This window comes from Azomonas macrocytogenes, from assembly GCF_014191985.1.
In the GTDB taxonomy this organism is placed as follows: domain Bacteria; phylum Pseudomonadota; class Gammaproteobacteria; order Pseudomonadales; family Pseudomonadaceae; genus Azomonas; species Azomonas macrocytogenes.
In genome coordinates this window covers 67,485-92,866 of record NZ_JACHXI010000010.1, presented here as the reverse complement: position 1 = coordinate 92,866, position 25,382 = coordinate 67,485, and the positions used below count along the sequence as shown (strand labels likewise).

General features: G+C 57.3%; 17 protein-coding genes. 9 read left to right on the top strand and 8 right to left on the bottom strand.

Annotated elements, in window-relative coordinates:
* The first annotated feature begins 756 nt into the window (after positions 1 to 756).
* The 7 genes from nifL (at position 757) to grxD (ending at position 7,384) form a co-directional block, all read left to right on the top strand.
* A complete protein-coding gene (nifL, locus tag FHR87_RS11125; protein WP_183166800.1) occupies positions 757 to 2,316 on the top strand; it encodes a nitrogen fixation negative regulator NifL in 1,560 nt (519 codons plus the stop codon).
* Between the two features lie 19 nt (positions 2,317 to 2,335).
* Positions 2,336 to 3,901 carry a nif-specific transcriptional activator NifA gene (gene nifA, locus FHR87_RS11120; protein ID WP_183166799.1) on the top strand — a complete coding sequence of 522 codons (1,566 nt, stop codon included), beginning with the start codon at positions 2,336 to 2,338 and terminating at the stop codon, positions 3,899 to 3,901.
* Positions 3,902 to 4,129: 228 nt separating this feature from the next.
* The gene (gene nifB / locus FHR87_RS11115; protein ID WP_183166798.1) at positions 4,130 to 5,644 is read left to right on the top strand and encodes a nitrogenase cofactor biosynthesis protein NifB; all 1,515 of its coding nucleotides are present in this window, start codon (positions 4,130 to 4,132) and stop codon (positions 5,642 to 5,644) included.
* A gap of 42 nt (positions 5,645 to 5,686) precedes the next feature.
* Positions 5,687 to 5,965 carry a 4Fe-4S binding protein gene (locus tag FHR87_RS11110; protein ID WP_183166797.1) on the top strand — a complete coding sequence of 93 codons (279 nt, stop codon included), beginning with the start codon at positions 5,687 to 5,689 and terminating at the stop codon, positions 5,963 to 5,965.
* An 11-nt stretch (positions 5,966 to 5,976) separates the two neighbouring features.
* Positions 5,977 to 6,426 (top strand): ArsC/Spx/MgsR family protein, encoded by a 450-nt coding sequence (locus tag FHR87_RS11105; protein WP_183166796.1) that lies wholly within the window; start codon positions 5,977 to 5,979, stop codon positions 6,424 to 6,426.
* A 41-nt stretch (positions 6,427 to 6,467) separates the two neighbouring features.
* On the top strand, positions 6,468 to 7,007 hold the full coding sequence (locus tag FHR87_RS11100; RefSeq protein WP_183166795.1) for a nitrogen fixation protein NifQ: 540 nt from the start codon (positions 6,468 to 6,470) through the stop codon (positions 7,005 to 7,007).
* A 53-nt stretch (positions 7,008 to 7,060) separates the two neighbouring features.
* Positions 7,061 to 7,384 carry a Grx4 family monothiol glutaredoxin gene (grxD, locus tag FHR87_RS11095; protein WP_183166794.1) on the top strand — a complete coding sequence of 108 codons (324 nt, stop codon included), beginning with the start codon at positions 7,061 to 7,063 and terminating at the stop codon, positions 7,382 to 7,384.
* Between the two features lie 110 nt (positions 7,385 to 7,494).
* On the opposite strand, the gene FHR87_RS11090 is transcribed toward grxD, so the two are convergent.
* From FHR87_RS11090 to FHR87_RS11070, 5 genes are all read right to left on the bottom strand, one after another.
* Positions 7,495 to 8,985, bottom strand: coding sequence for an efflux transporter outer membrane subunit (locus tag FHR87_RS11090; protein ID WP_183166793.1), 1,491 nt, complete (start codon positions 8,983 to 8,985; stop codon positions 7,495 to 7,497).
* Positions 8,982 to 12,125, bottom strand: a complete 3,144-nt coding sequence (locus FHR87_RS11085) for an efflux RND transporter permease subunit (protein WP_183166792.1) — start codon at positions 12,123 to 12,125, stop codon at positions 8,982 to 8,984. Before FHR87_RS11085 ends, FHR87_RS11090 begins: the two co-directional genes overlap by 4 nt.
* Before the next feature lie 9 nt (positions 12,126 to 12,134).
* Positions 12,135 to 13,280 (bottom strand): efflux RND transporter periplasmic adaptor subunit, encoded by a 1,146-nt coding sequence (locus FHR87_RS11080; protein WP_183166791.1) that lies wholly within the window; start codon positions 13,278 to 13,280, stop codon positions 12,135 to 12,137.
* A gap of 427 nt (positions 13,281 to 13,707) precedes the next feature.
* Positions 13,708 to 14,283, bottom strand: a complete 576-nt coding sequence (locus tag FHR87_RS11075; RefSeq protein WP_183166790.1) for a YceI family protein — start codon at positions 14,281 to 14,283, stop codon at positions 13,708 to 13,710.
* 19 nt (positions 14,284 to 14,302) lie between these two features.
* The gene (locus tag FHR87_RS11070) at positions 14,303 to 14,875 is read right to left on the bottom strand and encodes a cytochrome b (RefSeq protein WP_183166789.1); all 573 of its coding nucleotides are present in this window, start codon (positions 14,873 to 14,875) and stop codon (positions 14,303 to 14,305) included.
* A 165-nt stretch (positions 14,876 to 15,040) separates the two neighbouring features.
* Between FHR87_RS11070 and FHR87_RS11065 the strand changes: the two genes are divergently transcribed.
* A complete protein-coding gene (locus FHR87_RS11065) occupies positions 15,041 to 16,447 on the top strand; it encodes an adenosylmethionine--8-amino-7-oxononanoate transaminase (RefSeq protein ID WP_183166788.1) in 1,407 nt (468 codons plus the stop codon).
* Positions 16,448 to 16,540: 93 nt separating this feature from the next.
* On the top strand, positions 16,541 to 17,260 hold the full coding sequence (locus tag FHR87_RS11060; protein ID WP_183166787.1) for a 16S rRNA (uracil(1498)-N(3))-methyltransferase: 720 nt from the start codon (positions 16,541 to 16,543) through the stop codon (positions 17,258 to 17,260).
* 16 nt (positions 17,261 to 17,276) lie between these two features.
* On the opposite strand, the gene FHR87_RS11055 is transcribed toward FHR87_RS11060, so the two are convergent.
* From FHR87_RS11055 to FHR87_RS11045, 3 genes are read right to left on the bottom strand one after another with little or no spacing between them, the layout of a single operon-like run.
* Positions 17,277 to 17,747 (bottom strand): chemotaxis protein CheW, encoded by a 471-nt coding sequence (locus tag FHR87_RS11055; protein ID WP_183166786.1) that lies wholly within the window; start codon positions 17,745 to 17,747, stop codon positions 17,277 to 17,279.
* Positions 17,740 to 18,786, bottom strand: a complete 1,047-nt coding sequence (locus FHR87_RS11050; protein ID WP_183166785.1) for a chemotaxis protein CheB — start codon at positions 18,784 to 18,786, stop codon at positions 17,740 to 17,742. Before FHR87_RS11050 ends, FHR87_RS11055 begins: the two co-directional genes overlap by 8 nt.
* Positions 18,779 to 25,252: an Hpt domain-containing protein gene (locus FHR87_RS11045; RefSeq protein WP_420826738.1), complete on the bottom strand. Its 6,474-nt coding sequence runs from the start codon at positions 25,250 to 25,252 to the stop codon at positions 18,779 to 18,781. The genes FHR87_RS11050 and FHR87_RS11045 overlap by 8 nt, the downstream gene beginning before the upstream one ends.
* Between the last annotated feature and the right edge of the window lie 130 nt (positions 25,253 to 25,382).

Sequence of the window (25,382 nt, the reverse complement as noted above, 5' to 3'; positions counted from 1 at the left end):
GCACGTTGCGCAGACAGCTTGCGATCTATATCCAATACGGCGTAGTTGGTTATCATCAGTGCAATGATACCGATCATCAGTGGGTTACGCACTTCAGGCGAAATGTCATGGCTTATCGCAGAAATCAGGCCCTGGTGAGAATCGATACAGCAGTGGCGGCCAACTCCATTTATCACTTCGTTTTCTTGATAACGACTGGGTTAGTCATCAATTACCCGGATAGGCTTTTAACGTTCCTTGTGAAAAACTCCCAACTCGGAACGAGCACCTGCCTACAACCAGCGCGATGAACCGAGGGATGCTTTCCGTCTTATGGTTTCCTTCCTCGTCCTGGGTGACGCCTGACACCATGATCGTTAGGACGCAGTCAGATAAAGCCTTGGCATCAGGTATGTCTGATGTCTCACTCAGAGCAAAACCCCACCAAAAAAACCGGATACAGATCAGCAAAGTTGAAAAAAATCCTGAAACTTGCTTATCTACAAACGGTACGCTGTAGCATTTGCGACAAGTGATTACTCTCCATCTACTCTTCAATTGTGTTATTTCACACAGAAACGCAGTGACTGGAGTGATCCAACACGCCAGGAGACGGCCTTTCCAGCCGGCGAACAGAATCAAAGGCAGGAGCCGATACCGTTTACCGTTACAGGCACGCTTCTTTTAATTAACTGGGCGGCCAGTCGTACTCTCGACCGAGCTGCATACTGATGTGTATCGTGTTCGCTGGCTTTCCGTAGATAGACGAGGCTGAGCATGACCCAGGCCAAACCGACTCTGAGCAACGACACTCAACCAGCCAGTAGAGACAATCTGGAATTGTTACCAGAAATATTCCGTCAGACAGTGGAGCATGCGCCTATCGCGATCTCCATTACAGACCTAAAAGCCAACATCATCTATGTCAATCGAGCATTCAGCACCATTACCGGCTACTGCAACGAAGAGGTAATAGGCAAGAACGAGTCGGTATTATCCAACGGGACCACTCCGCGCTTGGTCTACCAGGCGCTATGGGGCAGACTTGCACAGAAGAAGCCATGGTCCGGCGTACTAGTCAATCGCCGCAAGGACAACACGCTTTATCTAGCCGAGCTAACCGTCGCTCCGGTGCTTGACGAACAGGGCGAAGCCCTCTGCTACCTGGGCATGCACCGAGACACCAGCGAGCTTCATGAGCTCGAACAGCGCGTCAATAACCAGCGACTGATGATCGAAGCAGTACTCAATGCCGCACCGGCGGCCATGGTCGTGTTCGACAGCCAGTACCGGGTAGTGCTTTCCAACCCTAGTTTTCAGCGTCTCGCTCGCGACTTGGTGGATGATAATAGCAGCGAAGGACTGGTAGCCCTGCTCCGGGAGAGCCTGACCGCCTCATTCGAAGCACTGGAAAAAGATGGCAAGCCATTCTCGGGAAAGGAAATTTCTTTCGATTTGGGTGGACGCTCTTCGCGCTGGCTTTCATGCCATGGCCGAGCCATCAATGTCGAGGACGAACATGCACACATCTTCTTTTCCCAAGAAGAAGAACGCTACCTGCTACTGACCCTCAATGAGATATCCGAACTGCGGCAGAAACAGGAAGACTCCCGGCTTCATGCACTTAAAGCCCTGATGGCCGAGGAAGAACTGCTGGACGGGATGCGCGAGACTTTCAATGGTGCAATCCATCGTCTCCAGGGCCCGGTCAACCTGATCAGTGCAGCCACTCGCATGCTGGAGAGACGTCTAGGCGAGCAGGCCGAAAACGACCCAGTGCTGAATGCCATGCGCGAAGCCAGTGCTGCCGGCCTCGAAGCACTGGAAAATCTCAGTGGGTCGATTCCTGTCCGCATGGAGGAGGCGAAGCTGCCAGTCAATCTCAACCAGCTGATTCGCGAAGTCATCACCATGAATACCGATCAGTTGCTCTCCCAAGGCATCGTCGTGGACTGGCAACCAGCCTTGCGCCTGCCCTGGGTAATGGGCGCTGAAAGCAGCCTGCGCAGCATGATCAAGCACCTGGTGGACAACGCCATCGAATCCATGAGCCAGAGCCAGAGTTACCAGCGCGAATTATTCATTAGCACTCGCGTGGAAAGCGGCAAGCTCGTGCGCATGGAAATCACCGATACAGGCCCAGGAATACCTGAAAACCTGGCCTTGAAGGTATTCGAACCTTTCTTCAGCACCAAACCACCACACCGTGGTGCTCGCGGCATGGGATTGTCCATGGTCCAGGAAATCGTTACCAAGCACTCCGGAATGGTGCACTTCGACACACGGCACCAAAACGGCTGCCGCGTGATTGTCGAACTTCCATTCTCGGCCACCTGAATTAGCGCAAGGGATGCTCATGAATGCAACCTTCCCACACTATTCGCCCAAGCCGACACAGATCGAGCTCTACGATGGTCAGATACAGGCCCTGGCAAGCATTGCCCGCGTCCTTAGTCGAGTACAGCAGGTCGAGGAGCTGCTGACTCAGGTTCTGGCCGTATTGCACAACGACCTGGGCCTGTTGCACGGACTGGTCTCCATAACCGACCCGAAGAACGATACATTGCAGATCGGAGCCATCTATACGGATTCCCAAACCGTCATCCAGGCGGCGGAAAGCGCGCGTTATCGCAACGGTGAAGGCATTATTGGCCACGTACTCAAGAACGGTGACAGCATCGTGCTCGGACGCATTGCCTCTGATCCGCGCTTTCTTGACCGCTTGGCCCTGTACGATCTGGAGCTGCCATTCATTGCCGTGCCGATCAAAAATCCGGAAGGCAGCACCATTGGCGTACTGGCTGCACAACCTGCCAGTCGGGCCGATGAACTACTGCCCGAGCGGACCCGCCTGCTCGAAATTGTCGCGAATCTGCTATCGCAGACCGTCCGGCTTGTAGTCAATTTGGAAGACGGCCGCGATGTGGCGGACGAGCGCGACGAACTGCGCCGCGAAGTCCGGGCCAAGTATGGTTTCGAAAACATGGTTGTCGGCCATACCGCCTCCATGCGCCAGATATTCGACCAGATCAGGCGCGTAGCCAAGTGGAACAGCACGGTACTCATTCTGGGCGAATCCGGAACGGGCAAGGAACTGATTGCCAGCGCCATTCATTACAATTCGCCAAGATCGCACCGCCCCTTGATACGCTTGAATTGTGCTGCGCTTCCGGAAACGCTGCTGGAATCGGAGCTTTTCGGCCATGAAAAAGGCGCTTTTACCGGCGCAGTCAAGCAGCGCAAGGGACGCTTCGAACAGGCCGATGGCGGCACCCTGTTCCTGGATGAAATCGGTGAAATTTCACCGATGTTCCAAGCCAAGCTGCTGCGTGTCCTGCAAGAAGGCGAGTTCGAACGGGTTGGCGGAAACCAGACAGTCCGAGTCAATGTCCGTATCGTAGCGGCAACCAACCGCGATCTGGAAAACGAAGTCGAAAAAGGCAACTTCCGTGAAGACCTTTATTACCGACTGAACGTCATGACCATCCGTATTCCACCCTTGCGCGAGCGAGCCGCCGACATTCCCGAACTGGCCGAATTCCTGCTCGACAAGATTTCCAATCAGCAAGGTCGGCCATTGACCATAACCGATAGCGCTATCCGATTACTGATGAACCACCGCTGGCCAGGTAACGTACGTGAACTGGAAAACTGCCTGGAGCGCTCGGCGATCATGAGCGAAGACGGCAGCATCACTCGCGATGTCATCTCTCTGACAGGCCCGGACAATGAAGCCCCGCCTATCGCTCCGCTTCCCGAAATCGATCTGAGCGATGAAGGCCTGGATGACCGCGAACGAGTCGTTGCTGCCCTGGAACAAGCGGGCTGGGTAAAAGCCAAGGCAGCACGCCTGCTGGGTATGACCCCTCGGCAAATTGCCTACCGGATCCAGACACTCAACATCCATATGCGCAAAATCTGACTTTACTTTCCATCGGCACCATTCAGGTGCCGGTGCCCCTCACTTCATTCGTACATTCGTTGTTATTAAGTGTACAGATGCAGCAGCAAAGCTATCCGTTATTTGTCCGTTGAACTACAAAAGGACATCATAAAAATATCAAAAACAATAAAAAACAAACAGTTAAAGAAACAGGCCCTTTTATTGCTTAACCATGGTTCACCAGACTCTCTCAATCGGAGAACAACCATGGAACTGAGCGTACTTGAGCATGGCAAGGCAGGGAGCAGCAGTGCTGGCGGTTGCTCTTCGAGTAGCTGTGGCAGCACCGACGATCAACTTTCCCACCTTCCGGATAGCATTCGCGCCAAGGTCCAAAACCATCCTTGCTATTCGGAAGAAGCCCACCATTACTTTGCCCGTATGCACGTGGCTGTAGCACCGGCCTGTAACATCCAGTGCCATTACTGTAACCGCAAGTACGACTGTGCCAACGAGTCCCGTCCGGGTGTGGTTTCCGAAGTATTGACGCCTGATCAAGCCGTCAAGAAAGTCAAGGCAGTAGCTGCCACCATTCCGCAAATGACCGTTCTCGGCATTGCCGGTCCCGGCGACCCTCTGGCCAACCCACAGCGCACCTTCGAGACCTTTCGCCAACTGACCGAACAGGCCCCGGACATCAAGCTGTGCGTATCCACCAACGGCCTGGCTCTGCCGGATTGCGTCGAAGAACTGGCCAAGCACAATATCGACCACGTCACCATCACGATCAACTGCGTAGATCCGAAAATCGGCGCCAAGATCTACCCTTGGATCTATTGGAACAATAAGCGTATCCGTGGTGTGAAAGCAGCCGAAATCCTTATCCGGCAGCAGCAGAAAGGCTTGGAGATGCTGGTCGAACGCGGCATCCTGGTCAAAGTCAACTCGGTGATGATTCCAGGTGTCAACGACGAGCATCTGAAGGAAGTCAGCCGCATCGTGAAAGAAAAAGGTGCATTCCTGCACAATGTGATGCCACTGATCGCCGAAGCGGAGCACGGTACTTTCTATGGCGTCATGGGCCAGCGTAGTCCCGATCCAGAAGAGTTGCAGGATTTGCAGGATTCCTGTGCCGGCGACATGAACATGATGCGTCATTGTCGCCAGTGTCGCGCCGATGCCGTGGGCATGCTCGGTGAAGACCGTGGTGACGAATTCACCCTGGAGAAGATCGAGCAAATGGATATCGACTACGAAGCGGCCATGGTCAAACGTGCCGCCGTACAAGCTTCGATCATGGAAGAGCTAGACGAGAAAGCAGCCCAAAAAGCTCGCTTGGCCAATGTTTCCGTACCCTCGCTCACCGAAGGTCGGATCAGCCGGAACTATCGCTCTGTGCAGATGGCAGTAGCCACCAATGGCGGTGGACTGATCAACGAACACTTCGGTCACGCTCGCGAGTTTCTAATTTACGAAGCATCGCCCGAAGGTGTTCGCTTTATCGGACACCGCAAGGTCGATCAGTTCTGCGTCGGTAATGACAGCTGTGGCGAAAAGGAATCTGCCCTTTCTGGCAGCATTCGTGCATTGAAAGGTTGCGAGGCAGTGCTCTGCTCCAAGATCGGGTTCGAACCTTGGAGTGACCTGGAAGCTGCGGGTATCCACCCCAATGGCGAACATGCAATGGAACCCATTGAAGAAGCGGTGATGGCCGTATACCAGGAAATGATCGCTGCTGGTCGTCTGAATGGTGAAAAGGCCCTGTTTCAGGCCAATGCCTGAGTCGGGGTCCGACTACTGAACAAGAGATGCCGGAGGTGCGAGATGGCCTTGAAGATTGTGGAATCCTGTGTCAACTGCTGGGCTTGCGTAGATGTTTGCCCGAGCGATGCAATAACCCAAGGTAGTGCACATTTTCAGATAGTGACAAGCAAATGCACCGAATGTGACGGCGACTATGCGGAGCAGCAATGTGCCAGCATCTGCCCCGTAGAAGGAGCCATTCTGTTGGCTGATGGCATGCCTGCAAATCCGCCAGGCTCACTGACGGGCATTCCACCGGAGCGTCTGGCTGAAGCCATGAATGAAATCCAGGCTCGCTGAGGACTATCCATATGTCCTGTATCGTCTTCTATGAAAAGCCAGGGTGTGCAACCAACCGCCTACAGAAACAGTTGCTGCGCACGACAGGTCTTCAGCTTGAAGTACGGGATCTGCTCAGCGAGCCCTGGACCAGTGAGCGCCTGCGTCCTTTTTTCGGTAATAAACCGGTAGCCGAGTGGTTCAATACCTCGGCCCCAGCCATTAAATACGGCGAACTGGACCCAGAGACGCTTACAGCCAACCAGGCCCTGGAGCTGATGATAAAAAATCCGCTGCTGATTCGTCGCCCTTTGATCCGCTATGGCATGCATTTCATGGCTGGATTCGATCTGGCCACACTGAGCAAACAGCTTCCTTGCAAGGGTAAATTCCCGTCCCTACCGGAAGAGAATACCTTGGGTAGTTGTTCGGTCGGCCAGGGAAGCCATGAGGGCTGTTCACCTGCCCAAGGTGGTCAATGATGATCGGACAATCGATGGTTATACGTCGGGCTCCAGCAACAATGCACCAGCCCGAAGATAACCGCACTTGGTTATTGCAGATTGTCCAGGCCAGGGCAGCAGGCCAGACTTGTCTCCCCGCCAGGCTGGGCCTGGATGAACAGACGTACCAAGCTCTTTCCCGCCAATATGCCTTCGAGGCAAACAGTTGGTCATCCAATCAAAATGCCCAAGCGGAGCAGGAAGATTTACGCCAAGAGCTGCTGGATCTACGTCAGGACGAATGGGACGAGATTCGTACCCTGCTCCTCAGCGGACGCCATGGCCTCGATCCTGCCGAAGAAGTCATGGCAGCCATCGTCGCCGCTGCCTGCCTCGGTGGAGGTCACTTGTGGCAGGATCTCGGCATGACCTCTCGTCTACAATTACATGAGCTGCTCTCGTACAACTTTCCGGATATTACTGCACGCAATACCCAGAACATGCGCTGGAAAAAATTCTTCTACAAACAACTGTGCGAGCAGGAAGGCGGTTATGTCTGTCGCTCGCCTACGTGCGAACAATGCCCTACCTACAATGACTGCTTCGGAGATGAAACATAAGGCGGCTCGTTCATGTTTCCTTTCCAGCAAGAACAAACCAAGGAGAAACCATTATGCAGGTTCTGGATACCGAAGGCCGCATTCGTCAGCAGATTGCCGAAAATCCGGTGATTCTTTATATGAAAGGTACACCGGACGCCCCGGAATGTGGTTTTTCCCGTGCAGTGGTCGAGACTCTGAAAAAATTCGGCAAGCCTTATGCCTTCGTCAATGTCCTGACCGCACCTCACATCCGCGAGAAATTGCCAAAGATTTCCCAGTGGCCAACCTACCCGCAGTTTTTTGTAAATGGCGAACTGATTGGCGGCTGTGACATCGTTCTTGGCATGGACAAGGATGGCTCGCTGAAAGAATTGATGGACAAGGTTGCCAACTGATCAATCAACCAGCGCCACGGTTTCCTTTTGCTCTGGATAACCCACAAGCTCCAGGTTTCCGTGAAAATGCCGACCACAGGGTCGGCATTTTCATTACAGCGGAACAGATATCAAAGCATCACTACTTCTGACTTGTCAGCCGTGGTTTCCTGCCAACCACCACCGAGCGCCTTGAACAGATTGACCTCGCTGATGTGCTGATCGAGCTGGTCAGTGATCAGTTGCTGGCGAGCGGAGAACAATTGGCGCTGCGCATCCAGCAAGGTCAAGTAATTGTCCACTCCGGTTCGATAGCGCAGCTCGGCAAGGCGATAATAATCCTGGCTGGTATCGACCAGATCGTTCTGAGCCTGTACCTGGCGGTGATAGGTGGTCCGTGCAGCAAGACCGTCGTTAACCTCGCGAAAAGCCGTCTGAATAGCCTGCTCGTAATTCGAGACCTGCATGTTCTTGCTGACCTTGGCGTAATCGAGATTTCCCATCAGCTCACCAGCCCGGAAAATTGGCAAGGAAATACTAGGTACAAAGCTCCAGTAGCCCGAGCCCCCCTCGAATAAATCTGAAATCGAACCGCCAGCAGTACCTGCCGATGCCGAGAGCGTGATAGTCGGGAAAAATGCGGAACGGGCAGCTCCAATGTTGGCGTTGGCCGCTCTGAGCTGATATTCAGCTTCTATAATATCTGGCCGCTGTAACAGCAGATCGGACGACATACCCACAGGAAAATCGGCCAACTGATGACCATCCGGTTTCCAGTCAGGCTTGATGTTGTCTGGAATTTTCTGCCCCAGTAACAAGGTCAACTCATTGCGATCAAGCATTACGGCACGAGCATAAGATTCCAAGGTTGCCCGCGTGGAGTCTACTGTCGTCTGTGCCTGGCGGACATCCAGTGCCGACGCAGTACCGAGATCGAACGTACTCTGGGTCAGGCGCAGGGTTTCCTCATAAGCCTTAAGCGTATTTTGGCTCAGCTCCAGCTGCGCCTGATCAGCTTGCCAACTCAGCCAAGCATTGGCGACGTTGGCAATCAGGCTGACCTGAACGCCACGGTGTGCAGCTTCAGTAGCGAAATATTGCTCCAGCGCCTGCTCACGCAAACTATTCAGCCGGCCGAACAGGTCGATTTGCCAGGAAACATCCATGGTTGTCGCATACCAGGAGGTAATTGTCGCTGAACTGCCGTTGCTGCCGGGACCGGTATAATTTGAGCTGGTGCCAGAAGTACCACCGCTAGTGGTATTACCGCTACCACTATTGCCACCATTGGTGCCCATCGGAATGCGTCGACGGCTTTCAACGCCGGACACATTGAATTTCGGAAAAAGATCCGAGCGAGAAATACGATATTGCGCCTGATAAGCCTCCACATTCAGCGCAGCCGTACGCAGATCTCGGTTGTTTTCCAGAGCGATTTCGATCAGTTGGCGCATCGCTGGATCGCGGAAGAAAGTGCGCCAGACCAAATCCGGTTGATCCATTTCCTCGGTTCGGGTATTGAAGGTCCGCTCGACGGGTAACTCTGGCTGCTCATAGCCAGGAATAAACGAGCAGCCTGACAATACCAAAAGCAAAGCCAAGGCCAATGGTGACTTGTTCACTCTGAACCCTCCTCTTCACTAACATCGTGCTTGGTTTTTCTTTCTTTTCGCTCTTTCAAAGACAGCACCACTACGAAGAACAACGGTACCCAGAAGATCGCCAGAAAAGTCGCAGACAACATACCGCCGATCACCCCGGTACTGATCGCATGCGCACTACCGGCACCTGCGCTGGTGGTGATGGCCAAGGGAACCACCCCTAAGGTAAAAGCCATCGACGTCATGATGATCGGGCGCAAGCGCATGCGACAGGCCTCGATGGCAGCCTCGATCAGACTCTTGCCTTGCTCGTGCAACTCCTTGGCAAATTCGACGATAAGGATTGCGTTCTTCGCTGTCAGCCCGATCGTGGTCAGCAGACCGACCTGGAAGAACACATCGTTGGAGAGCCCACGCCCGAGAGTCGCGCCCAGAGCGCCGATAACGCCCAGCGGGACCACTAAAAGGACAGCAAAGGGAATCGCCCAGCTTTCATACAAGGCGGCCAGACAGAGGAACACAACGACCAGTGATAAAGCGTAAAGAGCCGGAGCCAGGTTTCCAGCCGAGCGCTCTTCGAACGAAACGCCCGTCCAGGAGTGAGTGATGGTAGGCGGCAATTGTTCCATGATCCGCTCCATTGCCGCCATCGCCTCTCCAGTGGAATAGCCGGGTGCCGGCTGGCCGAGGATCTCGACTGCCGACACTCCATTGTAACGTTCCAGTCTGGGCGATCCATAGATCCACTTTCCTGAGGCAAATGCAGTGAACGGCACCATCGCACCACTGCTGTTGCGAACATACCAGTCCTTGAAGTTTTCCGGAGACATACGGGCTGCGGGTTCGCCCTGCATGTATACCCTCTTGACCCGGCCGCGATCGATGAAGTCGTTGACATAGCTAGTACCCCAGCCCGCCGACACGGTCGCATTGATCTCAGTGAGCGATATGCCAAGCACCCTGGCCTTTTCATCGTCGATTTCCAGCTTGAACTGGGGTTCATCATTCATGCCGTTAGGGCGCACACCAACCAGCTCGGGAGCTTGTGCGGCCATCCCGAGCACTTGATTGCGAGCCTGAACCAATGCTTCATGACCAAGGTTACCGCGATCCTCCAAAAAGACATCGAAACCCGATGCGTTACCCAATGCAATCACTGCAGGCGGGGCAAAGGGGAAAACCATCGCATCACGAATACCGGCGAAGTGTCGCTGGGCCCGCCGCATCAAGGCAAAAACCGAGTCCTCAGGATTGGGTCGGTCCTCCCAAGGTTTGAGAGTGACGAAAGCAAGCCCCGAATTCTGGCCACGCCCGGCAAAGTTGAAGCCAGTGAGGGTAAAGGCCGATGGAACAATATGACCTTCATCTTCAAGCAGATACTGACGGACTTTATCCATGGTCTGCTGGGTCCGCTCAGCACTGGAACCAACCGGCGTCTGGGCCTGGACGAACAACACACCCTGGTCCTCTTCGGGTAAAAAGGCACTGGGTAGCTTGGTAAAGAGCCAGCCTATGGCAACGACGATCACGACATATACGATCAAATAAGGGGCCTTGTGCCGTAGAATGGACGCAACACTGTGTTTGTAGCCATTTACGCTGCGCTCGAACACACGGTTGAACCAGCCGAAGAAGCCACGCTTTTCATGGTGACCGACAGCCGAAGGCTTGAGCAGCATGATGCATAGCGTCGGAGTGAAGACCAGCGCAACCAGCACCGATAGCCCCATGGCCGTGGCGATGGTGAGCGAAAACTGGCGAAAGATAATGCCGGTCGATCCACTGAAGAACGCCATGGGCAGAAATACTGCCGATAACACGGTGCCAATCCCGACCAGCGCTCCCTGGACCTGATCCATCGATTTGCGAGTTGCCTCCAGCGGCGACAACCCCTCCTCGGCCATCACCCGCTCGACGTTCTCTACCACCACGATGGCATCGTCTACCAGCAGGCCAATCGCCAGAACCATGGCGAACATGGTCAGCGTATTGATCGAATAGCCGAACATAGCCAATACCGCAAAGGTTCCGAGCAACACGACCGGAACAGCCAGAGTTGGCACCAGGGTGGCACGAAAATTCTGTAGGAACAGAAACATCACCAGGAAAACCAGAACGATCGCCTCGAACAGTGTATGCACCACCGTCATGATCGATTCTTTGATCACAGGCGTCGTATCGTATGGATAGACGACATCCACCCCCGGCGGCAGCAGGGAGGTCAATTGGTTCATCGTCTCGCGCACCGCTTCGGCAGTATCCAAGGCGTTAGCGCCAGTAGCCAGCCTGATCCCGATACCACTGGCCGGCTTACCATTGAAGAGCGAGGAAATATTCGCGTCCTGAGAACTCAGTTCCGAACGTGCAACATCCTTCAGGCGGACCTGGGAACCGTCACTGTTTACCGTCAGCAGGATATTGTCGAACTGTTCGGGCGTCTGCAGGCGAGTCTTGCCGATGATAGTAGCGGTCAGTTGCTGCCCGGGCACGGCCGGCTGCCCCCCCAGTTGCCCGGATGAAATCTGGACGTTCTGGGCAGTGATGGCATTCCTTACATCGACTGGGGTCAACTGAAAGTTATTCAGCTTGACAGGGTCCAGCCAGATTCGCATCGAGTACTGGGTGCCGAATACCTGGAAATCGCCAACCCCATAGGTACGCGAAATCGGATCCTGTAAGTTGGAAACGATGAAATCGGCCAGATCGCCCCGCTCCAGTTGGCCATCGGTCGAAACCACGCCGACAATCATCAGATAACTGGTAGCCGATTTGGTAACCCGGATCCCCTGCTGCTGAACTTCCAGCGGCAGGTTCGGCGTGGCCAACTGCAGCTTGTTCTGTACCTGTACCTGGGCGATGTCCGGGTTGGTGCCCTGGTCGAACGTGACGGTGATAGTCATATAACCGTCAGAGTTACTGTTCGACGAGATGTAACGCAGGCCATCGAGACCATTGAGCTGCTGCTCGATCACCTGGACTACCGTGTCTTGCACCGTCTGCGCCGACGCACCGGGATAGGTCACGGAAATCGCCACGGCGGGCGCGGCGATATCCGGATACTGGTTGATCGGCAAGCGCAAGATGGACAAGCCGCCGATCAGCATGATTAGCAAGGCGATCACCCAGGCAAAGACCGGCCTGTCGATAAAGAATCTGGACATGCTCGGCCCTCAGCCTTCTTGCTTGCGTGGCGGCTCGGTTGCAGAGCCCGCGACATTGGTGGCGGGAACGGCCTTGACCTCCGCTCCCGGCTTGATGTACTGCAGACCTTCGGTGATCAGCCGATCCCCCTCTTTCAACCCATCGAGAATCAGCCAGCGGTTACCTACCGTGCGTCCAGTAACGACTGGGCGCGATTCGACCTTGTTCTCGGCATTGACCACCATGGCAACCGCATTGCCTTTAGTGTCATGCGTAATACCTTGCTGCGGCGCCAGAATTGCCTGTTCCTGCACGCCCTCGACCAATTTGGCGTAAACAAACATACCGGGCAGCAAGGTACGCTCGGGATTAGGAAAGATTGCGCGCACGGTTACCGAGCCGGTTCCCTGATCGACCGACACTTCGGCGAATTCCAGGGTTCCTTCCTGCTGGTACTGGGTACCATCCTCAAGAGTCAAGGTGATCCGGGCCGCATGGTCGCTAGCTTTCTGCAAGCGTCCTTCGTTGAAATCGCGGCGCAGGCGCAGCAACTCGCGCGACGGCTGGGTCACGTCCACATAAATGGGATCAAGCTGATAGATGATGGCCAATGCCTGGTCCTGACGGCTACTGACCAGAGCTCCCTCGGTAACCAGCGAGCGATCGATTCGCCCAGTGATAGGTGCCATGACCTTGGTATAGCGAAGGTTGATACGCGCTTGTTCGACCGAGGCTTCGGCCTGCAGCATGGAGGCACGAGCATCGTCATAGGATTGTCGGCTCACCGCCTGCTGCTTGACCAATGCCGAATAGCGCTCGGTCAGGGCTTTGGTGGAAGCCAGGGTCGCACTGGCGCTCTTGAGCACCGCATTATACATCGACGGGTCGATCTGATAGAGCTGTTGGCCCGCCTTGACCTCTGTACCTTCGGTAAACAGCCGTTTCTGAACAATACCATCGACTTGCGGACGGACTTGGGCGACCCGATAGGCCTGAGTCCGCCCCGGTAAATCGGACGTAAGGGCGACGGGCTCGGATTTCAGAACGACGATACCAACTTGCGGGGCCGGTTTTTGCTGGGTTTGTGCAGCTTCCTGCTCCCGACATGCGCTGAGCATGAACACAGCAGCTGCAATAGAGACCAGTGCAGCGCATGCCGACTTGATGGATGTCATGGAGAACCTCTTGGGCAGGCGGACCTTAGCGTGGAACGAATTTCTACCAGGAGTGGGAAGAACTGCTGAAATATACTTACATCCATAATTGTCTGTAAACCAATCTCTTGGTCATATCAGTGCAATCATGCTCTTGCACGTTTATCAATAAGAATCAGTCTCTTATAAAAAAACTCGTTACCATTAAAAAATAAAAACATTAAAATCAATATCTTATGCAATAACACGATTGCTCTAATGGTTATGAAAAGGGGCTATAAAAACTTTTCCAAAATCGGTATGTAGCAGGCAATCCGCACCTTAGCGAAGGTCCTGAACCCAATTCAGCCCTAAATATGCGGCCAATGACCGCACATATAAAAAGGCTGGAAAGCACAACGCCGGCTCCGGGCCGGCGTTGTTTCACGAAAACCAACCTATCGAAAATCTACTGTCGAACCCCTTCGATGGATAAGATCAGCTCCACTGTCTGCGAGGCCGGGCCAAGATCCTTCTCGATAGCGAAATCCTTCAGCTTGAGTGTCGTGTTCCCTTCGAATCCGGCACGATATCCGCCCCATGGATCCTTGCCTTCACCCAAAAAATGCGCAGCGATCACGATTGGCTTGGTAACGCCGTTCAAGGTCAGGTTGCCGGCGATATCGGCCGTATTCTTGCCGGTAGACTTGACCGAAGTGGATTCGAACGTTGCCGTCGGATGTGCCGCAACGTTGAGAAAATCAGGGCTGCGCAAGTGCTTGTCACGCTCGGCATGATTGCTGTCGACACTGGCGGTCTGCAGATTGACCTTGACCTTGCTGGCTTCCGGCTTGTCCGCATCGAAGCTGAAGGTACCGTCAAAATCCTTGAAGGTACCGTATAGCCAGCTGAACCCCAGATGGCTGATCTTGAAATTGACGAAAGCGTGCTGGCCCTCCTTGTCGATCACATAATCGGCAGCCAGCGCTTGCCCGCCAAACAGGGTGGAAGCCAGAGCCAGAGCGATAAACCTTTTTTTCAACATTACAGTTTCTCCTTAGTGATTAGCGGATCGAAACTTGAGCCTTCGATACTCGGCCTGCCATCCGCAGCAGGGTCGAGTCACGATCGATGAAGTGGTGCTTGAGAGCGGCCAGAGCATGCAGTGCAGCCAGGATAACGAGCAGCCAAGCCAGGTATTTATGGATCATTCCGGCCAAATCCGCCTGATTGGCAAGCGAGGTGACCGAAGCCGGCACTGCGAACCAGCCGAATACCTCGATAGAACGACCATCGGCGGTGGAAATGAGGTAGCCGGCAATCATCACGGCAAACAGCCCGAGATAGAGCAGCTCGTGCATAAGCCTGGTCGCGACCTGCACCAGGCTGCCATGGCTGGCCAACGGCGCCGGTCCCGGGCTGAAAAAACGCCAGGCGACTCGCACCAGCATCTGGCCAAAGAGCAGCATGCCGATGCTCTTGTGGATCTCCGGAGCCGCACGGTACCAACTGCTGTAATAGTCGAGCCCGCGCATCCAGATACCCAGGCCAAACAGGCCGAATACCGTAACGGCAACCAGCCAGTGCAACAGCCTGCCAATCAGCCCATAGCTATCAGTTGAATTACGCCATTGCATCGCGAGCGACTCCTGCATGAATTGGGAAAAGCCTAGCGGCAAATCTATCGGGTAAAGACGGATTATTTCGCTGAGAAACACCGATCAATTGGATATGACAAATCCACCATCACTTGATCAAGGTACCTCTGCTAGTCTGCGGCCCCACTGCAAGGAGAAATGCTCATGAGTCGAAATCACGCCTGGATGCAACGCGACCTGGCTGTTGTCTGGCATCCCTGCACGCAAATGAAGGATCACGAGCAGTTGCCCTTAATCCCGATTCGGCGTGGGGAAGGCGTCTGGCTGGAAGATTTCGACGGCAAGCGTTATCTGGATGCAGTGAGCTCATGGTGGGTCAATGTCTTCGGCCACGCCAACCCGCGCATCAATGCGCGCATCCGCGGACAACTGGAAAATCTCGAACACGTGATGCTCGCCGGCTTCAGCCATGCGCCTGTGATCGAGCTGTCCGAACGGCTGCTGCAACTCGCTCCACCGGGGCTCTCCCGCGCCTTCTATGCCGACAACGGCTCTTCCGGGATCGAAGTCGCGCTGAAGATGAGCTATCACTACTGGCGCAACAGCGGTCACGCACAAAAGAAACGCTTCGTCACGCTGACCAACAGCTATCACGGCGAAACCGTGGCGGCCATGTCGGTGGGCGACGTGGCGCTGTTCACCGACATCTACAAACCGCTGCTGCTGGATACCCTCAAGGTGGCGAGCCCGGACTGCTACCTGCGACCGGAAGGCATGGACTGGGCAGAACACTCACGCAACATGTTCAGCCACATGGAACAGTGTCTTGCCGAGCACCATCACGAAATCGCGGCCGTGATCGTGGAACCGCTGATCCAGGGTGCCGGCGGCATGCGCATGTACCACCCGGTTTACCTGCAATTGCTGCGTGAAGCCTGCACCCGCTATCGCGTACATCTGATCCACGACGAGATCGCGGTCGGCTTCGGCCGTACCGGCACACTGTTCGCCTGTGAACAGGCTGGCATCACGCCGGATTTCCTGGTTCTGTCCAAAGCCTTGACCGGTGGCTATCTACCGATGGCCGCAGTGCTTACTACCAACGAGCTGTACCAGGCGTTCTACGACGACTACACCACGCTGCGCGCCTTCCTGCATTCGCATACCTACACCGGTAACCCTCTGGCTTGCGCAGCCGCACTGGCGACCCTGGATATCTTCGAGCAGGATGGCGTTATCGAGGCGAACCGGGCACTGGCTGCGCATATGGGGCAAGCCTGCGCACACCTGGCCGAGCATCCCCACGTGGCAGAAGTACGCCAGACTGGCATGGTCCTGGCCATCGAGATGGTGCAGGACAAGGCCAGCAAAACGCCTTATCCCTGGCAGGAACGACGGGGCATGACGGTCTACCAGCATGCTTTGGAGCGCGGCGCCCTGCTGCGACCGCTGGGCAACGTGGTTTATTTGTTGCCGCCTTATGTCATTACCCCCGACCAGATCGACTTTCTCGCCGAGGTCGCTACCAAGGGAATCGACCTCGCCACCCGGAAAAGCGCCAGTACACGGGTAGACATGGGCCGCTATCCGGGACACCGCGATCCAGGCTAGAAGAGGACTGCAAGCTGCAAGCTGCAAGCTGCAAGCTGCAAGCTGCAAGAGTTAAGCTTGCAGCCCCCTATCTAAAGCCTGTAGCCCTTTCATATGCGTCTTTCCCGCTTCTTCGTCGATCTCCCACTATCCCTTGGCCAACACGATCTCCCCGAAGCCCAGGCGCACTACATCGGGCGAGTGCTGCGCTTGAATGCCGGTTCCGAGGTTCAACTCTTCGATGGCAGTGGCGTGGAATACCTGGGCGAGCTGACCGAAGTCGGCAAGAAAAGTGCTCGTGTCGAACTGCGTGAAGCCTTGCCCGGCCTGCCTGAATCGGCGCTACAGGTACATCTGGGCCAGGGACTTTCGCGGGGCGAGCGCATGGACTGGGCGATCCAGAAGGCTACCGAACTGGGTGCTACGGAAATCACCCCGCTCTTCAGCGAACGCTGCGAAGTCCGCTTGAACGACGAGCGTACCGACAAGCGCCTGAGCCACTGGCGGCAAATCGCGATCAGTGCCTGTGAACAATGCGGGCGCTCGGTCCTGCCAGTTATTCACGCACCGCAAGCCTTGGCAGACTGGCTGCAGCGAACCGAAGCCGAGCTCAGGCTGGTCCTGCACCCGGTCGCAACGCCATTACCGGAACATGCCCGGCCGCAAAGCCTGGCCCTGCTGATCGGACCGGAAGGAGGACTGAGCGAAGCGGAAGTGCACCAGGCCCTGGAGGCCGGCTTCCAGGGCGCCCGCCTCGGCCCTCGCATCCTGCGGACCGAAACGGCTCCGGTGGTAGCGCTGGCCGTGGCCCAGCAACTATGGGGTGATTTCTAGAGGGTTCATCGCAAGATCAAACCAGTTCCAGATCGACCAACAGCTGCTCCAGCCCGGCCAGATCGGGAATGCTGGCCTGTTCATCGCCCAGGCTGACCACCTCCAGCTCGAACGGCGCCAGCTTGGCTCCGATAGCCGCCAGATCGCTGTCGACCCGAACCGAGCGCGGGATCCCCTGGATCAGCAAGGCGATGAACTTCAGCTGCTCTCGTCCACCCAGCGCATTCAAGACGGCGATCCGGTTCGCGCAGACAAAGCGAACCTGCCCCGCGGAAACTTCTTCGAAAGACAGCAAGGGAAGTTGCAAGTCACGCCAGCAAATCCAGCCGAGAAACCAGCTCGGCAGATCCGCGACCGGCTGCGGCGCACGAAAGGAAATCAATTCGGCAATCGCCACATTGGGTAGCAACAATTGGCGATCAGCCAGAGGCAATAGCAGACAGGCGAGGCGTTCCTCGCCTTCCTGGCGAACCAACAAACTATTCATGAGAAATCTCCAACTCAGAAACTGCCTGCTCCGCAAGATGCTCGAGCAGAGCCCGGGCTAAACCCGGTGGAGAAGCGCTGAACAGGCCATATCCTATTTCCCGCAGGCTTTCCGGCAGGCTCGGGCAGGCACAGCCATCGGCTTGCTGGGTCCAGAGCTTGCCGCCGCGGCGAGACACATAAGCGGCGGCATTGCTGCCATCGGAGCCCATGCCGCTGAAAACAATGACGCCACAATGCGCGCCGAATTGCTGCGCCAGATTCAGCATCATTCGCTCGATCGACGGACTATAGGGCTCGGGCCAGGCAACCCCGCCCAGTTGCATGGAACCATCCTTGCCGAAAGCCAGTTCCTGAGCTACCGGCACCACGACCATCTCACCGCAACGCAATTTCTCGCCATGTCGTGCAGGACCGATATGCCATTGGCTATGTCGCCCTACCGCCTGAGACAGCAACGTCTCGAATCTGGCGTCGATATGCTGAGCATACAGAAAAGCGACCGGCAGGCCGCCCGGCAAGGCATCGAGAAATCCCTTGACCGCTCCCGGCCCGCCCATCGCCGCAGCCAGCAACCAGACTTCACGTGCCGGTTGACCAAACTGCAGTCTCTTGCTGGAAAGCGCGGGGGGAATCTCCAGACGGGCAGGCTGCCCGGCATCCTCGAAAAGCGCCTTCAGGCTGGGGCCGACCGCACGGCTGGAATCCCCGACCAGACGCTTGAGCTTTCCTACCAGACGCCGCTCCCACTGCGAGTACTCATCCGACTGCTGTCTTGGCGCATCGCCTTCACCGAACAGCACGGGCACCACAGACTTTTCCAGCAGCGTATCGATTAGTAGCGAATCCTCGATCTGTGTCAGATCGATCAGCCAGAGATCGGCCTGGCAGGCACTCAAGTCGGCCTCTTCCAGACGCTGTGGATCCCGATTGAGCACCACCTGGTAGCCATTGACATCCAGGACTCGCTGCAGGGTATGGCGTTGCAGCGAGGTATCGGCGATGACGGCAATGCGCGCAGCGCAAGCATCCTCACGCATGCCTGGCAACCAGTCGGTGGATGGCTTCGAGTAGTGCGGATTCCTGGTACGGCTTGCCGAAATATTCGTTGACGCCAATGGCCATGGCCCGCTCTCGATGTTTCCTGCCGGTGCGCGAAGTGATCATGATGATCGGCAAATCCTTCAAGCGCTGATCGTGGCGCATCTGTGCGACAACCTCGTAGCCATCCATGCGTGGCATTTCGATATCCAGCAACACAACATCCGGCTGCTGCTGTTGCAGGAGGAGAATGGCATCGGCGCCATCTTTGGCGGTCAGTACATTCATGCCATTGCGCTCCAGGAAACGGCTGGTGACCTTGCGCACGGTAACCGAATCATCGACCACCATAATCAACGGCGGACGGCCTCGACTGGTCTCGCCATCGGCAGTCGAGGCCCACTGTATGTTCGGGCGCGGCAGATGCATGCGCGTCTGCCGGACACGAATGGCTCCCGGCAGGTCCAGAATGACGACGACCCGTCCATCGCCGAGCAGGGTTGCTCCCGATACGCTCTGGACGCCGGCGAATTGCGGCCCGAGGGTCTTCACCACGATATCGCGCGAGCCGCTCAGAGAGTCGACCTGGACCGCAACCACGGATTCGCCAGAGCGCACCAGCAGCACCGGCAATGGGATATTGCGGCCTTCCAGAGCGGGCTGTTGCCCGGTCCCCAGAAGGTCGCCGAGGTAGCACAACTCGTAACGCCGCCCCGCGTACTCGAAATGCGGCACATCCGATCGATAGTATTTTTTCAAGTCAGTGGCAGAAAGTCGCACGATACCTTCGACCGCGTTCAATGGAACGGCGTAGAGATCCTCGCCGGAACACACCATCAGCGAGCGGTTGGTCGATACGGTAAACGGCAGTCGGATGACGAAACGCGATCCCTTGCCCGGGTAGGAATCGATGCTCATCGCTCCCCCCAACTGCCGCACCTCGGCACAGGCCACATCCAACCCGACGCCACGCCCGGAAATCTGCGTAACCTGTCCGGCCGTACTGAAGCCGGCGGCGAAGATAAACTGCAGCACTTCACGGTCGGCCAGATGGCTGTTGGCTGCCAGCAGCCCACGCTCGACCGCCTTGCGTCGCACCGCATCGATGTCGATACCGGCGCCATCGTCGGCCAGGATCACCAGAATGTCGCCACCTTCGCGAGCCAGTTCGAGTTTGATCGAACCAGTTTCCGGCTTGCCTGCCAGCCGGCGCTGCTCGGGCGTCTCGATTCCGTGATCGACCGCATTGCGCAGCATATGCTCAAGCGAGGCAATGATGCGCTCGAGTACGCTGCGGTCCATTTCGCCGCTCGCATTGCCACCGACGAGTTCGACCTGCTTGCCCAGCTCTGTGGCCACCTGGCGAACAATCCGACGCAAGCGCGGCATGACCCGCTCGAAAGGCACCATACGGGTACGCATCAGGCCTTCCTGAAGCTCAGTGTTGATTCGCGCCTGCTGGTTCAGCAGAGATTCGGCGTCGCGATTGCGCGCCGCCAAGGTTTCCTTCAGATCCAGCAGATCCGAAGCCGATTCGAACAGGGAGCGCGACAGTTGCTGCAGCTGCGAGTAACGATCCAGTTCCAGCGGATCGAACTCCTCACGGGCGCTTCTTTCCCCTTCGGCACGATGGCGACTGAGAATCTGCGCCTGGGTTTCGATATCCAGCCGCCGAAGCTGGTCACGTACCCGTTCGATCGTGGCATCCATCTCGTTCAGGGTGAAGTTGCAATCGCTGATCTGTTGCTCGATCCGTGCCCGGGAAATGGACGTTTCACCGGCCAGATTGACCAATTGCTCGAGCAGTCCGGCTGGAACCCTGACCATTTCCTCGGGAGCACGCTGGGCCGCGGCGGCGCGGGCCGCTTCCTGGGCAGCCTGGACAAAGGGAAGAACCTTGGGGGATGCCGGCAGGTCGGGATCCCGCACGCTGGCAGCAGTGACCAAGTGTTCCGCCGGCTCGGCCAGTGGCGCGGGGATGGGCACAGGCGCCGCGAGAGAGCCATCAGCGCCATTGCCCAGCCGCGCGAGCGCCTCCCCAAGCTCGCGCTGCCCGATCTGCATGGCTTCCAGCAGACCGCAAGCACGCGGGTCGGCCTGCCGGCGCGCTGCGCTCAGGCACCGCTCCAATTCGTGGGCCAGATCGCCGATTCCGCTCTGATCTGCCAGATATGCACTGCCCTTGAGGGCGTGCAAGGTTCGCAGCATATCGGCCAACGCCTCATCCGCACCGCCTGCCCATTGCTCCAGCGCCGAACCCAGCGCATCCAGCAAACCGTCGGCTTCCTCGATGAAGACCGGTAGAACGTCCGCATCGTCGGAATCCCCAGCGTCGCTGGCCACTCTGTGCGACGAAGCAACGCGTGCAGGATCGGCCGGGCGCTTGCGGAAACCTCGCAACTCCTCTACCAGGAACAGGCTATCGGGCAGCGTTCGTTTCGCCCGCAGTTTGTAGAACATATCGGCGAGCCGGTCGTGGCAGGTTTCGAGCAGGTCAAGCAGCGCCGCACCGGCGCTGAAGTGGCCGCTGTTCAAGTCCTTGTAGACGAACTCCAGTTCGTTGGCCAGATCGCCGACCGGGCGTACCCCGGCCATGCGCGCGCCACTCTTGAGCCGGTGCAGATCCTGCTGCAGGTGTTCGAGTTCATGAACTGCTTCGGGGTCGGCAATCCAGTGCCGCAGAGACGAGGAAGCGCTTTCCAGGATCACAAAGCCTTCCTCTAGAAAGAGCCTGAGCAGCGCTGCCTCTTGCTGTGGATCGCCATCGTCGTCCCGGCTCTTTTCGGCGAAGGCATCCGGCAGCCTTGGTGCCGGAATGTGACTGTCGCTGACTGCGTCGGTAGCCACCACATCGACCATCGGTGGCAACTCGTCCCCGGCGGGTGCCGTCTTAGCGAGCGCTTCCCGGCGCAGGGCTTGGATCGCCTCGAGCAAATCCTGCGAGCTGTCGAGCGGCGTGTTGGCCCGCAGTTCATCCAGTTGAATCGCGAGCCGGTCATGACTGCGTTGCAGCAGCTCGAGCAACTCGCCGGAAGCCTCGATACGCTGCTCGAACAGCCCTTCGTAAAGAAATTCCAATTCGTGGGCCAGATCGCCGATAGGGCGGACTTCGGCCATACGCGCACCGCCCTTGATGGTGTGCAGATTCCGTTGCAGCGCAGCCAGGGCCTCGTGATCCTGCCTATCATGCCGCCAGCGTTCGAGCGCCTGGGTAGCATCGTGCAGCAGCTCGACGGACTCCTCCAGGAAGATCGCGATCATTTCCCGGTCGAGCGTATCCGCCTCGACCGACGTCGCGGCCGGTTCGGGAGCTTGCCGCGCACGATGACGCAAGGCCTGCAGGCCGTTGGCGACATCGTTGTACGGAGTGACCTGCAACCCGGCCACGACCTGATCCAGCATGCAGACCAGCGCTTCGTGGCCCTGCTCGGCAAGGATGAGAAAGGCTTCATCGACCGGAACCTCTCGCACTCTGGCTGCTTCATACAGGTCAAGCAGATCCTGGGAAAGTTTATTGATCGGTTGTAGCTCGACCAGCCGTGCAGCCTGCCTCAGTGCTACCAGATCGCGCTGGATAGACGCAATATGGCTGCCCTCCTCAGGTTCCTGTCGCCAGCTCGCCAGGGCCTCTTCAAGACCCTGGAGAAGCGGCATGCACCTGAATACGAACTGCGATATCGGATTCTCGCCGGCCTTGCCTGCTGGAGCGCCGACAACAGCAGACTCGCCGTTTCCGGCAGCCATTTCAGGCTGGCGAGCCAGGTAGAGCGCCGCAATCTGCGCCTTGAGTTCCTCGGTTCCCTCCACGGGAACCAGAGGCTTGCCGGCCTGCAGATCAACCAGCCCCCGGCGCAGCATCGCCAGAGCGTTTTTCAACAGCTCCGTATCCGCCAGGTCGAAAGGAATCAGATGATTCTTGTATTCCTTGACCAGTTTTTCGAGTGGCGTGGCTATTTCATCAATCGGTACTATCCCGGCCATGCGGGAGCTGCCTTTCAGGGTATGCAATGAGCGCTGCAGATCATCCGTCACCGGCTGCGGCAGCAGTTCGGCGCAACGGGCCAGAAATCCATCGATGGCATCGAGATGGGTTTCTGCCTCACCACAGAAAATCTCGACCAACTGCGGATCGAGCCCCTGGCCCTGAGCTGTCGCGGCCAGGATATCCGGGGAGTCGATGGCGCCGTTCAGCCCCTGCGCCAACCTTTGGGCCTGCATGATCAGGCGGTCGACATCGCTGCGTGGATGCTGGACTTGCGCGGCAAACTCATCGAGCAGTTCTGGCAGCAGCACGGTTGCCTGCGAAACGACCGCAACGGCCGCTTCGCTTGCCGCCACAGTGCCGTCGATCAGGCGCTTGAGCAGATCTTCCACCGCCCAGCCGAGCTCGGCGATGAGCGCCGCCTGCACCATCCTACCGCTCCCTTTGAGGGTATGGAAAGCGCGGCGGAGTTCACCCAATGCCTGTTTGTCGCCCGGCTTTTCACGCCACACGGGCAGGTGATTGCCGATCGTCTGCAGTACCTCGCCGGCTTCCTCGATGAAGACCCTGATCAACTCATCGTCCATCAGGCTTTCGGTTTCCGGCGCAGGCAACAGCCCAGCTTGGGTATCACCGCTCGTTGCCTCGTCCTCCTCGGCACATGCAGAGGCAGCGATCGAATCGACTTCGGACGGCACGGCAACGGGCGTCGAATCCTCTTTGGACGCAACCGGAAGGTAAGCGCTTGCGGGCACAGGAAGCTGCTCTTCGGTCGGTTCGCAGTTCAGTGCTTGCAGGCGTTGCTGGGCCATGTCGAGAATAGAGTCGCTCTGCGAGACGGAATCCTCGCACCGGCGCTCGAGGTAATAGTCCAGGCTGCTGATGATCTCCGCCAGGGTATCCAGATCCTGTCGGCCAGGCACTGCGCCGGAGTCGAGGATGCGCATGCGGACATAGCGGTCGCAGCCATCGATCAGGGCGGCGGCGCGCGGTAACGCAATCATCGTCAGGGCACCGCGAGCCCGGTTGAACAGCTCGGGCACTGTTTGCAGGCGATCATGATCCCAGCGGGATGAAACGAATCCGGCCATTGAATCCTTCACCTGGGCCAGATCCTCCCGTACTTCCTTCAGCACCTGTCGGTGGATGTGCGCGATATCCGCTATCGGCAGCGAATGCTCATCGCCGACCGACTGCTCCAGGAAGCCGACCCTGCCGATCAACGAAGCCTCGACGAACAGCAACGAGCCGGCGATATCCATCAGCAACGCAGCGTCCGGCGGCGGCGGCTGCCGGAGCATTGCCCGGATGGACTCGATCCGGTCCCGGACGATCTGGCATAACTGCGCGAAACCGAGAAGTTCCAGCGTATCGGCAATCCGCCTCAAAGGGTCCAGCAACCGGACCAGATGGCCGGAGAACGCCTGGTGCTCGCTACTGCCGCTGCGAACGAACAGGTCCAGGCTGTCCTTGATGCGAACCAGTTCTTCGCAAAGCGCGGAAACGGCGGAGCGCAGCGTGGAACGGTCGGGGCCGGCCAGCCGGGTACGATCCTGAGCGGCCAGGACCTCGTCCGAGAGCGCTTCATCCAAGCGATAACGTGCCTTGAGCGCAAGAATTGCAGGGGTCCGGGAGGCAGCCTTGGCCACGAGCAAAAGAAGCTTTTCCAGCAGCGCTTCGGGAGCAGATCGGTTGAAGCCACGGGCACCCTGCTCGATCAGCAGCTTCAGTTCCTTGTCCAGTTCGTGCAGCAGGCTGCGCACTGCTGGGGTATTGGGTATCTGACCCTCAAGCATGCCCTCGACGACACCGCCAGCCACTTCCCACAGCGGGCTTAACGGAGTATTCCGGCAACGCTTTTCCAGATGCGCGAAAGCTTTGCCCATGCGCGTCAGGTTGCCAGGCAGGTCCTGGTCGCGAATCACCGCGATCAGTGCAGTCTGCAGCATTTGCCGCAGCCTGCGCAGCACCACTGGCAGATCGTCGGAATCCAGATCGGCCAGGGAGGCTTCGGACAAGGGTGGCGGGGTCTTTTCCGGAGCGGGCAGCAACAGCCGCGGCTCCGTCAAAGACACTTCACCGCGCACAGCGCGCATATCGTTGAGCAACGGCAGGATGGCCAGTGGTATGTCGCGGCGCACCTCCTGGATACGTTCAAGGTAGGTCGGTAGTTGCAGGATCGCCTGGATGAGCAGGGCCAATGCTTCATCGCGCTGCGCCACCTGCCCCTCGAGCAGCGCCAGGCCCAATTGCTCCATTTCCTCGGCCAGCAACACGGCGCCCCGGAGCTCCAGTATCTGCAGCGAACCACGGACCTGATGCAGGCAGCTCAGGCAAGAGCGCATCTGTAGCGCATCCTGTGGTGCTTCGACATAGTTTTCGAGGCTCTGGCGCGCCTGCCTCAGCGCCTCACCGATTTCGCCCTTCAACCACGTCAGGGCAACGTAATCAGGCCGCTCACCCATCGCTGCGATTCCGCTCATTGTTCTTCCGGGTAAAAACCGCTATCCGCTCGCTGCAGCGAGCCTTCCACCCACCAGTGCCCGCATGGATGCCCGGGAGCCCACCTAAACCTTGGCGAACAACCACGCACAGCGTGCTGCAGCTCGCGCC

Coding starts and splice junctions, on each gene's coding strand:
- nifL (WP_183166800.1), top strand. CDS start 757: ATGACCCAGGCCAAACCGACTCTGAGCAACGACACTCAACCAGCCAGT.
- nifA (WP_183166799.1), top strand. CDS start 2,336: ATGAATGCAACCTTCCCACACTATTCGCCCAAGCCGACACAGATCGAG.
- nifB (WP_183166798.1), top strand. CDS start 4,130: ATGGAACTGAGCGTACTTGAGCATGGCAAGGCAGGGAGCAGCAGTGCT.
- FHR87_RS11110 (WP_183166797.1), top strand. CDS start 5,687: ATGGCCTTGAAGATTGTGGAATCCTGTGTCAACTGCTGGGCTTGCGTA.
- FHR87_RS11105 (WP_183166796.1), top strand. CDS start 5,977: ATGTCCTGTATCGTCTTCTATGAAAAGCCAGGGTGTGCAACCAACCGC.
- FHR87_RS11100 (WP_183166795.1), top strand. CDS start 6,468: ATGCACCAGCCCGAAGATAACCGCACTTGGTTATTGCAGATTGTCCAG.
- grxD (WP_183166794.1), top strand. CDS start 7,061: ATGCAGGTTCTGGATACCGAAGGCCGCATTCGTCAGCAGATTGCCGAA.
- FHR87_RS11085 (WP_183166792.1), bottom strand. CDS start 12,125: ATGTCCAGATTCTTTATCGACAGGCCGGTCTTTGCCTGGGTGATCGCC.
- FHR87_RS11080 (WP_183166791.1), bottom strand. CDS start 13,280: ATGACATCCATCAAGTCGGCATGCGCTGCACTGGTCTCTATTGCAGCT.
- FHR87_RS11075 (WP_183166790.1), bottom strand. CDS start 14,283: ATGTTGAAAAAAAGGTTTATCGCTCTGGCTCTGGCTTCCACCCTGTTT.
- FHR87_RS11070 (WP_183166789.1), bottom strand. CDS start 14,875: ATGCAATGGCGTAATTCAACTGATAGCTATGGGCTGATTGGCAGGCTG.
- FHR87_RS11065 (WP_183166788.1), top strand. CDS start 15,041: ATGAGTCGAAATCACGCCTGGATGCAACGCGACCTGGCTGTTGTCTGG.
- FHR87_RS11060 (WP_183166787.1), top strand. CDS start 16,541: ATGCGTCTTTCCCGCTTCTTCGTCGATCTCCCACTATCCCTTGGCCAA.
- FHR87_RS11055 (WP_183166786.1), bottom strand. CDS start 17,747: ATGAATAGTTTGTTGGTTCGCCAGGAAGGCGAGGAACGCCTCGCCTGT.
- FHR87_RS11050 (WP_183166785.1), bottom strand. CDS start 18,786: ATGCGTGAGGATGCTTGCGCTGCGCGCATTGCCGTCATCGCCGATACC.
- FHR87_RS11045 (WP_420826738.1), bottom strand. CDS start 25,252: ATGAGCGGAATCGCAGCGATGGGTGAGCGGCCTGATTACGTTGCCCTG.